Raw genomic sequence first — 11,968 nt, 5'->3', positions numbered from 1 at the left:
AAAAAGAATGAATAATGGGTAGAAATTCAATAAAGTCAACATGAAATTCAGGCTGGATCAAGATTCACTTGGAAAAATCAAAATTCCATCTGATGCATATTATGGAGCATTTACTGGAAGAGCAATCAAACAATACCACGTTACTGGAAACAAAAGCCATGAGAATTTAATAAAATCATTTGTAATGATCAAGCGCTCAGCAGCGGTTGCAAACATGAAGACCAAAGCTATTGATGCAAAACGAGGAAAAGCCATAGTTTCGGCATGTGACAAAATAATCTCTGGAAAATACATAGATCAGTTTGTAGTGGACATGATAAATTCCGGAGCAGGAACTGCATTTAACATGAATTCTAATGAGGTGATTGCAAATGTAGCGCTAGAAGTATTGCACAAAAAGAAAGGACAATACGAATTCCTTCATCCAAATGACCATGTTAACATGTCGCAATCAAGTAACGACACATACCCAACTGCAATGCATGTTGCAATTTTGATGAACCTAAAAGACACAATTCCTGCAATCGATGTTTTAATAAAATCACTATCAAAAAAGGCGAAACAGTTTTCATCATTTAAGAAAATTGGGAGAACCCATCTAATGGACGCATTGCCAGTTACATTGGGAAGTGAATTTGGAGCATATGTGACATCAATCACAAAAGCAAGAAATGAAATCGTTTCATCCCAAAAGGAACTACAAAACGTGGCACTGGGTGGTACGGCTGTAGGTTCTGGGGCAAACACTCCCAAAGGTTATAGAAAGATTGCAATTTCCGAACTTTCAAAAATTTCAAAACTTGCATTGAAACCAGAAAGAGACATGCAGCATGGTTTGCAAAGTAAATTCGCAGTTGCAAATGCATCAAGTGCTTTAAGAAATTTGGCTTTAGAGATTGGAAAACTGGCAAATGATATCAGACTAATGGCATCTGGTCCAATTGCAGGATTGGCAGAACTCGGAATTCCCGCAGTTCATGCAGGGTCATCAATCATGCCAGGAAAAGTAAACCCGTCTTTAGCTGAATGCATGAACATGATTTGCTTTAACATAATTGGAAATGATACGGCAGTATCTTATGCTGCACAGAGTGGACAGTTTGAACTTAATGTGATGTTGCCTGGAATGCTAAAATGCATGCTAGAATCAACTGACATGCTTAAAAATTTCTTGCCAATATTTTCTGCAAATCTAATTGACGGACTTACTGCCAACAAAGAAAAACTTCGTGCAGACATTGAAAACAGTCCAGTAATAGTCACATTGCTAACTCCAAAAATAGGATATCTAAAATCGGCAGAACTTTTCAAAGAATCTCTAAAAACTGGGAAAACTATCAGAGAACTTGTTGTTTCAAAGAAGCTAATGAGCAACAAAGAGATTGATTCTCTCTTCGGATAGAGCATGGCAAAAATTTACGTAGAAGCTTATGGATGTTCCGCAAGCTTTGCAGACTCGGAGATGATTTCAGGACTGATTCAGAACGGAGGGCACACTCTGGTAGGAAGTTCTTCAGAATCAGATCTCAACATAGTTGTCACATGCTCTGTCAAAGATTCTACTGCAAACAAAATGATGCACAGAATAAAATCGTTAAAGACAAAGCCACTAATTGTTGCAGGATGCTTACCAAAAGCAGAACAGAGCGTTGTTGAAAAATTTTCAGAAAAAGCCAGTCTTTTAGGACCCAATTCATTAGGCAAAACAATTCAGATAATCAATTCAACCCTGAAAGGGAGAAAGCAAATTGCTTTAGAAGATTCTGATTTATCCAAAGTCGGACTTCCAAAAGTCAGACTCAATCCAACTGTAGGAATTGTAGAGATTGCAAGTGGATGTTTGAGTGAATGTACATTTTGTCAGACAAAACTATCCAAGGGAGATCTTTCAAGTTATAGATTGGGGGACATTGTCAGACAAATCCAAACAGAGATCAAAGAGGGATGTAAAGAAGTATGGTTGACTTCAACAGACAATGGATGTTATGGATTCGACATAGGGACGGATTTGCCATCATTGATTGACGCAGTTGTAGAAATCCCAAATAATTTCATGGTAAGAGTTGGCATGATGAATCCAATGTACATGCCTAGAATCAAAGACAAATTAATCAAATCTTTTGATAATAACAAAGTCTTCAAATTCCTGCACATTCCGGTACAAAGTGGAAGTGATAAGGTTCTACATGATATGAAGAGAGGCCATACATCTGGAACCTTTAGAGACATAGTAAAAAAAGCAAGAGAGAGATTCGAACAGTTTACAATTTCCACAGACATCATAGTAGGATTCCCTACAGAGACCGAGGAAGATTTTCAGGAAACAATTGCTTTGCTGGATGAGACAAAACCCGATGTTGTGAATCTATCCAGATTCAGTGCAAGACCAGGTACAGACGCTGCAGAATTAAAGCAGTTAGACGCAGCAGAAGTGAAACGTAGAACCAAGATAATTTTTGAACAGATCAGTAAACTATCGATGGAAAGCAACAAAAAATGGATCGGTTGGAAAGGCAGAGTTCTGTTTGACGAAAATACAGACGAGGGAATTAAAGGCAGAAACTTTGCTTACAAGCCTGTAGCAGTTGCAGATAAAGTAGACATTGGGGATTCACACATAGTTGAAATCACAGATGCCTCTGTAAAGAGACTTGTCGGAAAGATCGCAAGCTAAATTTTTTAGATCTAAGATTTGATTAAAAAAACGTAAGAAGGTTTTTTATGTAAATCAGAAAATAGGATCAGAAATGAGTTTTCAAGTAAAAGAACCAATTTTAGTAATAGGCTTGGGCGGCATAGGCTCAAAATTAGCAATCAAGGCTAAAGATTCTCTTAATTCAGATTGTCTATTAATTAGCAATGACGAAAAAGATTTCACTTCAGGAAATCCATCAGTCCATGTATCTACCAAAGGAGTAGTCAATCCATCAGTCCAATTAATCAGAGGCTCAGCATACAATGTATCAGATGAAATTAAATCAAAGATAGAAGAGTATTCCACAATTATTCTGATGAGTAATTTGGCAGGTAAAGCAGGCTCAGCTATAGCCCCTGTCGTATCAGAAATGTGTAAAGACAAAGGACTAGTTTCATTTGCAATAATGCCTTTCAAATACGAAAAAGATAGAATTTTCAATTCAGGAATATCTCTGAAAAGAATCAGAGAAAATTCAAAATGCACAGTTGTTTTAGATAATGACTCATTACTTGAGAGCAACCCAGATTTGAGCCCAAAAACATGTTATGACATTGCAAATTCAGCAATCATGCACGTTGTTGAATCAATAGGCTCATCTGAAATATCTAATGAAACTAACATACTAACTACAAGTAAAGCTGGACAAAACATTGAAGATTCCTTAAGAGATTCACTAAAAATGCTATATGGAAATGCGCCACCAAACGCAGTTAAACGTTCAATGTTGTATGTAGTTGGTGGAGGCAACATTCCGGTAGGAATACTCAATTCAATTACAAACATAACTGGCGGAATTCTAAATGATGCCAACTCTCAGATAGATATGAGTTCGACTTCTGAAGAATCCAAAGTTGTAATGTTATCATCAATTCAAGGAATGACAAAATTTGATAATTATGATCCACTTGGAATGATTCCACAAGAAGACACACTTGATTGGTCTACACCAGATTGCAGTATTGATTGCAAACTTGATTTATACCAATTGGAATAAAATAATTTTTTAAAATCTAAATTATTGAATGTTTTATTCCTGTAATCGTACAAAAAGTGTACGATAAGATGCACGATAAGGAAAATTTTAGTCCAGATTACACATACTTTTGAATGCCATGCGTGAATCAATGTGAGACATTTGACAACTGCTGACAACTTTTCTGAATAGAAATTGTGGCAACTTGATGATTCAGGCTTGACAACTAGTGACAACTCATTTATTCAAAAATTGTGCCTGAATAAAGTAAGTATTCAAAGCATATTCACGCATGCAAAAAAAGACTAGAATTTTGAATATTCAAAGATTCACTGTGATTCAAAATAATTCTGAAATTCAACGAATCAAAACATTCACAGATGTATTCTGATAACTAATGTACATAAATCCAATCATGATGTGCAATTATTTATTGTAAAATAATTTTAGATAAATCTCTGAAGGGGAATTGCATGATTGGTTCAAATCTTTTTTACTTAGAGTGTGGATCTGATTCTATAAATCTCACTCAAGTATCAAATGTTCAAATTTTTCGGTTCAAATTCAACAAAAATTCGTTAGTTAAAATTAACTAATTTATGGTCATATCCTACCTAGAGTTCAAATTGTATTGAGAGCATAATATTACTGGGGATGTAGTTAGAACCACAGATTTTGCACTGATTTCGTTCCCCAAATTCTCTTAATTTGAGGAGGGATGTATACAAACAGAATATTCAACAATAACTTCATTAACTATTATTATGAATTTCATATGTTGGGTAAAGCCAAGAAATTCGGCATAGGGGTAGGTATTGTCGTACTAGTGTTTTTTGTAGTTGCAATATTGGCATCTATCGGATATGAAGCGCAAGAAGAAAAATTAAAAACGCCAAAACTTAGCGAAGTTGAAATTAAAACAAACGCATTGAAAATCCCATATGATGATTTGTTAAGAAATAATGAAAACTACGTTGGTGAAATTGTAAGTTATCAGGGAAAGGTGTTACAAGTACAGAATACTTTTGGTGATACGTATGTTATGCGAATCGGAGTTACTAAGAATACATTTGCTTATGATGATGTTGTTTGGGTAAATTATGCAGGATCTAGAGTTTTAGAAGGAGACATTGTAGAGTTTTGGGGAGACGTTAAGGGGATTAGAGATTATACTGCTGTTTTAGGCAATGTTGTATCAGTGCCAGAAGTGAATTCAATGATACTAAATGTTGTACAAAAACAAGGTAGTTAGATATCTCGATTTTGCACTATCTTCCACTAAATTCAGATAATCTTAAGTTTGTACAAATCTCAAAAAATCATGGGGTATAAGCGAAGAAACAATCGATACAACAAACCCAACAGACGCAAAGGAGACGCTCGTCCCAAACTAGCAATTATTGGTGCAATTTCATTGGCTATTGGAATATTGCTTGTTCATTATGTGGGCATTCCTGCAATTTACAGTGAAGGAAAGTTTGATGACAATCCTGCATTAATTGTCGGAATGGTTGGAATAGTGTCTGGTGTTGTAATGTTGTTGCTTAGTTTGAATAAGAAAAGACAGGGACAATTAGCTGGCGGGATGGAAGCAGTTGGCAAAGCATTTGAGCCAGATTGTAATTGCTGTAAATGTACCAACTGCGATAGGAATCATAACCATTGGACGCATGATTAATTCATGATTTTATGACACTGTCGTAATGCTTAAGAGGATTCTTTGAGAATGCGTGGCAAATCTTTGTCTAAGTACATTTTCATTCTATTAATTTGTTGAAATATACCGTCTAAACCTTCTGCAGTCCAATGATGATCTTGTTCTAATGCAATAAAACAGTTTATCATACACACTTCAACTGATTCTTCAAATCTTACTCTCCAAAGATACTCCGAGGCTATTTTGAGATATTCATTACCTTTTTTCAAGATTATATCATAATAAGGTAGAACATGATCAAGAAAAAATTGTTGCTCATATTCTTCAAGTGAATATGCTATAGGGTAGTGCAATTCTTTTTTTCCGTCTTTGATACTTCTTATCGTTATAGGTTCATTGTAATCATCAAGTATTCGTATGTGATTCAAAGTAGTTACGGAATAAAATGACAAAAATCGAGATAGTGTTTTTCTGGCATAATACTCTGCAGTAAGTTCAGATTCTGAACTTATAGATACAGATAAGATTGTTTCCGAGAGAGAATCATCGTCTGCATTCAATTTCTCTTTGACAATTTTTATTTTATCTGTAACTTGAGGTTTGAGATATTTAGGAAATTCTCCTAATACTTTAAACTCTACTTCAAAATCTTGCATATTGCAACTATTTTTACTCGTAATACTTATGATTTGTTTGGTTATTGTGAATAGATGTAGGATATCTATTCAGATTAAACGAATGCTGTTAAAATGAGACAAATCCGATTTTGTTGATAATAAGCAATAAGTGCAAAATCGGGGACTCCAACTATATCCCCTCAGCATTTATGCTCTCGTTTAGATTTGAACCTTAAAGAAATATTCTCGCAGAGATTTGGATTAGTGTAACCCCTGATTTGTACTTCTTTTATTAAAAATGATGACAATTTTTTGAAGAACTAATGGTGTTTTGAAACTTTGTAAATATTTTGAATAAATCAATCGTGCATTTTACGATGTTTTAAAATAATAATTTTTTGAAAGTTATTCTTTTGGTTCTTTCTTTGGAGCTTCTTTAGTTGGTTCTTTCTTTGGTGCTTCTTTAGTTGGTTCTTTCTTTGGTGCTTCTTTAGTTGGTTCTTTCTTTGGTGCTTCTTTAGTTGGTTCTTTCTTTGGTGCTTCTTTAGTTGGTTCTTTCTTTGGTGCTTCTTTAGTTGGTTCTGCTTTGTCTGAAACTTTTTTGGTTTCTTTTTCAGGAGTGACTTTGGATTCTACATCGGATGGTTCTTTCTTTGGAGCTTCTTTAGTTGGTTCTGCTTTGTCTGAAACTTTTTTGGTTTCTTTTTCAGGAGTGACTTTGGATTCTACTTCATCGGTGTATTGTGAAACAAGAACAAATCCTTCATCAGTCTTACTCATTCGAACTCTAACTTTTCTTGGAGGACTTCTAATTCCTCTTGCCCAAATCTGATGAGCCAGTTCTTCTTCTATTTTGATATCCTCCACTTTCATATGATGACGAGCAAATTCTTTGATCATGTTAATTGCTCTAACAGCTCTGTGTTGAGACTGTGAAAGTAAAGCTTTACCTAGATTAATCGTATAAACGCGTTCTAATTCTTGAGACATCTATCCTACCTCCACATCAGTTGATCTCCAAGCTCTACGTTTTGGGTTTGTTCTAACACTTCTCTTTGTTTTAAGAATAATCCAAGCGGGTACAGGTGATGCTTGTCTTGTCTTTTTTAAGAGACGTATTTTCCTTGGAGATGACTTGCGTGCAGCCATAGTTTTTCAGGCACGAAGAGCTCTTTTTAAATGAATCTCAGAATCCGACAAGATTTCTAATCTGTTTAAGGATTCTAGCAGATGCACCCCAGACAATTTGATTTTGATATTCAAACGTATACATTTCTTGTATGATGTTATGGGAAGGATCTGGATCTTTAGACATAGTTTTCAAAAAGGATTTCAAGGGAATGTGAAAAATTTTTTCAACCTCAGGATTTGCTAAAAGAGGAGGAATCTCATTAATTACTGAGATAAATGGCAAAATTAAAAATCCAGAATTCAATGTAACAACCGGTTCAAGTTGACCAATTACCTGTTCACGAGAAAGATGCAATCCAATCTCCTCACTAGTTTCACGTAATGCAGTATCCAGAAGATCAGAATCAGCATCTTCCAGTTTTCCACCCGGAAATGAAATCTCCCCAGCATGAAATTTCATATGTTTGGGTTTTTCAGTCATCACAATTTGCGGTTCTTTTCCATGAATCACTACAAGTACGGATGCCAAACTATAACGTTCATCATAATCGATTTTCAAATTTACAGGTTTGGAGAGTACGGATTTTAATTCATCTAAATTCATTTCAATCTTTCCTACAATTTCATAGGGGTTTTGGTATTCAAAGGTTTTAACCAAGTGTAAAAGAAATGAGAACATGACAATCAGATACGAAGCAAATCCGCCAAAAATATTACCTGATGTCGATACAAATGAATCAATTTCAAAATTCATAGAAAAAATAAAAATTATTTCAAAAAAATGCGATGCAATTCATCTTACGGAAAACGTTTTGGGGTATCAACGTGTTTCACCAATTGAGGTTGGCAAAATAATTAGAAAGCAAATTCCAGATTTACCAATTACAGTAAGTCTTAGGGTCAGAGACAAGAGTGAAGATGAAATTTTAGAGTTTGTAGAAAGTTGCATTGATGTAGGTTTTTCAGGAATTCTTGTCCTAATGGGGGATCCATCGCAATCAGGAAAACAAGATTCGGGTCAAATTCCAAGCAGAATTGTAAAAAAATTGAGAGAGATGAAACTGGATTCAAAAATTGATTTGTATCTTTCAATTTCAAACAAGCCTGATTTTTCCAAAATTGGAAAGAAATTAGAATCAAAACCCAAAGGTTTCATGACTCAGGTTGTACAAAACATAGAACAAGTCAAAAACCTAGCAGACAACCTAAAGGAGTTTTTAGTAATTCCAATCATATTATTTCCTTCAGAAAAAAACGAAAAATCTGCAAAATTTTTGAATTTGGATTTAACATCATATAGTCACGGATTTGAAGAATTTGTAAAAAGAGTTCATGATGTTACGGGAGACATATTGATTACATCACCTAGTGATTTCAATGGATTGAATGAGTTTTTAGAAAAATTTTCTAATCATTCTAAAGATTAACTTGTCAAGAGATCATAGTATTTTAAATTCGTTGGAACTCTTGAAATTTTTCATTGTATTTTCTGTGACGAGAATGTACTCTTAATTGCATGTTGCAACAGGGGCAAAACAATCCATCCCATACAATGAAAATTCCACAAGTGTTACATCGTTTTCTTCCTTCTCGATATCTCTGAATTCCAACAGGTACTAAGTTCTTGTATCTATGGCAAATTCCATTACAGCTCATGATAGTTGGTAATCAGATCTCCCATTTCATTTTATAAGAATAGATGACTGATGGTTCTTTTTCGTTATGTAAGATAGGTTTGCCCCATTCACTTTGTGTATGACCGTGGTTTTCTTCAATACTTGGATGCTCCCAATTAAATTTCACTTTTACGGGTTTCATGTCAAATCTGATTGTTAAGCGAGAAGATAACTTGTTGGTATACACTGCAATGCAGTAGCATGGGACATCTAGTACGATGCTGGAGTTGCATTGCCTGAAACATGCTCTATGTCCTGATCTTTAGAAATCTCTTCAATAAGATCAATGTTCATACGTCCTACTACTGTTAATGCATGATCACCTGTCTGTGTTGGAAATCCATACTTTCCTCGCATTTGCTCTTGTTTCTTCATTAGATCAACTCCTGATTTGTAATCTATGTGCAATTCTACTTTGGGGTCTACGTCGGGCAATTTTCTCTCCAAATACATAACCTTCATCATCAGATTAACATCAACATTTGTGATTAATTGTCCAAGTGAGGATAAAAAATCATTATAATGAATTTCTACTTCTGACATACTGCAATTTATTCTAGAATATATTTATGCAGTCAGATTGCACTGCCATGCATTTTCAGACGGTAATCTACGTAAGGACACAGACATTCCCAATCTAATCCACATTCACAAGAATGCAGGAGAGGAGAATAGTCTTTGATCACATTTGCCGCAACAGTAAATCAAAGTACAAAATACTGCGCGTTTGGATGATGAACCACAATTGCAGCAGTTGATTGTTCAGGAATAATTTGACCAGACTCAGTCAGAGTCATTCCAGATTTTTCAGGGTCTAAAAGTTTCCATACTAGATGATGTTGCAAGACATCAGGACAACTAGGAAAACCCCAACTGTATCGTAACCCGCCTTTTTCTAGATTCAGCTCGGATTTTATTTTCTGATTCACCCATTCTGCCAAAGCCTCTGCAACTTCAACAGCTAATCCATGTAGATAGTACGCATCAGTATACTTGTCCTCATTATTCCATTGTTCAATAATTTCCGCAACTTTGTTTCCCACGGTTACAGATTGGAATGCCACAACATCATCGGCACCAAAATAATCAGTCAAACAAAGATGTTCAGGTTTGGTTGAGCGAGGAAAGTCAAATTCCACGTTTTCACCGGAGGGATTTTCAACTAATAATTTACCATCTTTGTTATGGCATCTAAAATACCCATAAACAATCTCGGGCTCAAAGAGTTTTTCTCGAATTATTCTAATTTTCCATTCTGTAAGTAATTGTTCATGGTCAGATTCTGATTCAGAGCCAGCTTTTCCCCTTAATCCCCAAGATAGTTTGAAGAGAGATCTCTTATCAATCATTGACCAAACTTCATCCATTTTGATTTGGTCTAACTTTAGGCGAATGGGTTCTCCAATAACTTTAGGTGTTGGCGGTTCAACTGGCTTGATTTGACTTTTGGGAAGTGTGGATGGATCGATTGATGCGGTTGATTTATCTTTCCAATTTTCTAAATTTTGTTTCCATTCTGACAATAGTTTTGGTTTTTCATCTGAAATTAGAATGTCCATTGTTTTGAGACCTTCAAACATGGTATTGCAGTAAAACACTCCAGGATCATATATTCCGTCTTCCTTTGCAATGCGATTGATGTAGTTGCTGTTAATTGCCGCGCCACCACAAAGAATAGGTATGTTCATTTTGTTTTTTCTTGCGTGTTCTACAAAAAACTTCATTTGTTTTGATGTCGAAACAAGCAGTGCAGACAGACCTATAGCATCAGGATTTACTTCGTCAATTTTTTCTAGAAACTTTTGCAATGGCACTTGCTTCCCCAAGTCATACACCGTATAGCCATTATTTTGAAAGATTGTCTTTACAAGATTTTTCCCAATATCATGCACGTCACCATAAACTGTACCCAGGACAAGTTTGCCTTTACTTGTTCCCTCTTCTTTTACCAAATATTTTTCTAGTTCTCCAACTGCAGCTTTCATGCATTCAGCAGATTTGAGAACAAATGGCAAAATGAGTTCGCCTGCGCCAAATTTGTCACCAACCTCCTTCATTGCAGGAAGTAGATCCTCGTTTAGGGTTCTAATTGCACCATTGTGAGTAATTTCTTGAGGTGCATCTAAAGACAGAATCCCATCATTGTCTTTGATGATTTCGTTTTTTCCTAGTTTGTCGGCAATTGCACATACCACATCATTTTGAATGCCATCTTTGAGACGATTGACAATTCTGAAATTTGCTCGTTTTCCAGGTGCCCAAGATGGATCAACGTCCACTTTTTTAGAAGTGCTGGTTTCTTGCGTTCCAGCTTTTTCAAAATAAGAGATTAAATCAGAAAGTGCGTTGGGATGAGCGTTAAAAATCAAATCTTCTGCTAGTTTTTTTTCCTTCTCATCAAGTTCGCCATAAGGAATGATTTCCTTTGCATTGACAATTGCGGTGTCCAGTCCAACTTTAACTGCATGATACAAAAATACAGAGTTTAGAATTTTTCTTGCATAAGGGGTTAATCCAAAGCTGATATTACTAAGACCCAATGTAGTAAAGGAGTTTGGAAATCTTTCTTTAACAAGGCGAATTCCTTCCAGAGTGTTTTTTCCTGCATCAAGAAATTCATCTTCCCCTGTTGCCAAAGTAAAAGTAAGAACATCAAAAATAAACTGTTCAATTTTTAGTCCGTATTTTTTTCCTGTCTCATAGAGAAGCTCAGCAGTTTCAAGTTTTTCTTGAGGTGTTTTTGCCATTCCTTTTGGGCCTATACACAATGCAATTGCAGGTAATCCGTATTTTGCCATCAGTGGAGCTAATTTTTCAAATCTGCTTCCATCACCTTCAAGATTAATTGAGTTGATTATGGGCCTTCCAGGAATTTGTGTTACAGCAGCTTCAATTACATCAGGATCTGTAGAATCAATGACAAGAGGAGCATCAATTTCTAAGCTCAGTCGCTTTACAAGATTTAGCATGAAGGAGCGTTCGTCGGAGCGCTCAGTAGTTGCCACACAGACATCAAGACAGTGAGCGCCATCTTCAACTTGCATTCTTCCCAGATCTACCAACCCATCAAGGTCATCTGTAAGAACTAGCTGCTTTGCTTTACGAGATCCTTGAGTGTTTATTCTCTCCCCGATAATTAGGGGTGGAGGAATCTGCTTGAGTTCAACTGCCTTTAATGCAGAACTCACTCTAGGAACTGTCAACGTTGAAAAATCA

The 11,968-nt window shown here is 35.7% G+C and carries 12 protein-coding genes; 6 read left to right on the top strand and 6 right to left on the bottom strand.

What is annotated here, in order from left to right; all coding sequences use genetic code 11:
* Positions 1–40: 40 nt before the first annotated feature.
* The 5 genes from OO712_RS02725 (at position 41) to OO712_RS02705 (ending at position 5,349) form a co-directional block, all read left to right on the top strand.
* On the top strand, positions 41–1,402 hold the full coding sequence (locus OO712_RS02725; protein ID WP_109876754.1) for an aspartate ammonia-lyase: 1,362 nt from the start codon (positions 41–43) through the stop codon (positions 1,400–1,402).
* A 3-nt stretch (positions 1,403–1,405) separates the two neighbouring features.
* Positions 1,406–2,674, top strand: a complete 1,269-nt coding sequence (locus OO712_RS02720) for a tRNA (N(6)-L-threonylcarbamoyladenosine(37)-C(2))-methylthiotransferase (protein ID WP_109876755.1) — start codon at positions 1,406–1,408, stop codon at positions 2,672–2,674.
* Between the two features lie 73 nt (positions 2,675–2,747).
* Positions 2,748–3,692, top strand: a complete 945-nt coding sequence (locus tag OO712_RS02715) for an FtsZ/tubulin family protein (RefSeq protein ID WP_109876756.1) — start codon at positions 2,748–2,750, stop codon at positions 3,690–3,692.
* A gap of 754 nt (positions 3,693–4,446) precedes the next feature.
* Positions 4,447–4,923 (top strand): hypothetical protein, encoded by a 477-nt coding sequence (locus OO712_RS02710; RefSeq protein WP_109876757.1) that lies wholly within the window; start codon positions 4,447–4,449, stop codon positions 4,921–4,923.
* A gap of 69 nt (positions 4,924–4,992) precedes the next feature.
* The gene (locus OO712_RS02705) at positions 4,993–5,349 is read left to right on the top strand and encodes a hypothetical protein (protein ID WP_109876758.1); all 357 of its coding nucleotides are present in this window, start codon (positions 4,993–4,995) and stop codon (positions 5,347–5,349) included.
* Positions 5,350–5,378: 29 nt separating this feature from the next.
* Here the strand turns inward: OO712_RS02705 and OO712_RS02700 are convergent, their stop codons facing one another.
* The 4 genes from OO712_RS02700 to OO712_RS02685 form a co-directional block, all read right to left on the bottom strand.
* Positions 5,379–5,984, bottom strand: a complete 606-nt coding sequence (locus OO712_RS02700; RefSeq protein WP_109876759.1) for an acetyl-CoA carboxylase biotin carboxylase subunit family protein — start codon at positions 5,982–5,984, stop codon at positions 5,379–5,381.
* A 366-nt stretch (positions 5,985–6,350) separates the two neighbouring features.
* Positions 6,351–6,935 carry a 50S ribosomal protein L31e gene (locus OO712_RS02695; RefSeq protein ID WP_264953850.1) on the bottom strand — a complete coding sequence of 195 codons (585 nt, stop codon included), beginning with the start codon at positions 6,933–6,935 and terminating at the stop codon, positions 6,351–6,353.
* On the bottom strand, positions 6,936–7,094 hold the full coding sequence (locus tag OO712_RS02690) for a 50S ribosomal protein L39e (RefSeq protein ID WP_048115676.1): 159 nt from the start codon (positions 7,092–7,094) through the stop codon (positions 6,936–6,938).
* A gap of 37 nt (positions 7,095–7,131) precedes the next feature.
* Positions 7,132–7,680 carry an NUDIX hydrolase gene (locus tag OO712_RS02685; protein ID WP_109876903.1) on the bottom strand — a complete coding sequence of 183 codons (549 nt, stop codon included), beginning with the start codon at positions 7,678–7,680 and terminating at the stop codon, positions 7,132–7,134.
* 73 nt (positions 7,681–7,753) lie between these two features.
* On the opposite strand from OO712_RS02685, the gene OO712_RS02680 reads away from it, so the two are divergent.
* Positions 7,754–8,503, top strand: a complete 750-nt coding sequence (locus OO712_RS02680; protein WP_109876761.1) for a 5,10-methenyltetrahydrofolate synthetase — start codon at positions 7,754–7,756, stop codon at positions 8,501–8,503.
* 459 nt (positions 8,504–8,962) lie between these two features.
* Here OO712_RS02680 and OO712_RS02675 read toward each other — a convergent pair whose 3' ends face one another.
* Both OO712_RS02675 and OO712_RS02670 read right to left on the bottom strand, forming a co-directional pair.
* Positions 8,963–9,295 carry a hypothetical protein gene (locus OO712_RS02675; RefSeq protein ID WP_109876763.1) on the bottom strand — a complete coding sequence of 111 codons (333 nt, stop codon included), beginning with the start codon at positions 9,293–9,295 and terminating at the stop codon, positions 8,963–8,965.
* A gap of 161 nt (positions 9,296–9,456) precedes the next feature.
* A complete protein-coding gene (locus OO712_RS02670; RefSeq protein ID WP_109876764.1) occupies positions 9,457–11,955 on the bottom strand; it encodes a methionine synthase in 2,499 nt (832 codons plus the stop codon).
* Between the last annotated feature and the right edge of the window lie 13 nt (positions 11,956–11,968).

The sequence above is a fragment of the Nitrosopumilus zosterae genome, assembly GCF_025998175.1.
GTDB lineage: Archaea > Thermoproteota > Nitrososphaeria > Nitrososphaerales > Nitrosopumilaceae > Nitrosopumilus > Nitrosopumilus zosterae.
The sequence above is the reverse complement of the archived record's forward strand: the minus strand, read 5'-3'. Positions and strand labels throughout refer to the sequence as shown.

Excerpts from the sequence above, each read along its gene's own strand:
- OO712_RS02710 (WP_109876757.1), top strand. The coding sequence starts at position 4,447 with ATGTTGGGTAAAGCCAAGAAATTCGGCATAGGGGTAGGTATTGTCGTA.
- OO712_RS02685 (WP_109876903.1), bottom strand. The coding sequence starts at position 7,680 with ATGAATTTAGATGAATTAAAATCCGTACTCTCCAAACCTGTAAATTTG.
- OO712_RS02675 (WP_109876763.1), bottom strand. The coding sequence starts at position 9,295 with ATGTCAGAAGTAGAAATTCATTATAATGATTTTTTATCCTCACTTGGA.
- OO712_RS02715 (WP_109876756.1), top strand. The coding sequence starts at position 2,748 with ATGAGTTTTCAAGTAAAAGAACCAATTTTAGTAATAGGCTTGGGCGGC.
- OO712_RS02695 (WP_264953850.1), bottom strand. The coding sequence starts at position 6,935 with ATGTCTCAAGAATTAGAACGCGTTTATACGATTAATCTAGGTAAAGCT.
- OO712_RS02725 (WP_109876754.1), top strand. The coding sequence starts at position 41 with ATGAAATTCAGGCTGGATCAAGATTCACTTGGAAAAATCAAAATTCCA.
- OO712_RS02680 (WP_109876761.1), top strand. The coding sequence starts at position 7,754 with ATGACAATCAGATACGAAGCAAATCCGCCAAAAATATTACCTGATGTC.
- OO712_RS02700 (WP_109876759.1), bottom strand. The coding sequence starts at position 5,984 with ATGCAAGATTTTGAAGTAGAGTTTAAAGTATTAGGAGAATTTCCTAAA.
- OO712_RS02705 (WP_109876758.1), top strand. The coding sequence starts at position 4,993 with ATGGGGTATAAGCGAAGAAACAATCGATACAACAAACCCAACAGACGC.
- OO712_RS02720 (WP_109876755.1), top strand. The coding sequence starts at position 1,406 with ATGGCAAAAATTTACGTAGAAGCTTATGGATGTTCCGCAAGCTTTGCA.
- OO712_RS02690 (WP_048115676.1), bottom strand. The coding sequence starts at position 7,094 with ATGGCTGCACGCAAGTCATCTCCAAGGAAAATACGTCTCTTAAAAAAG.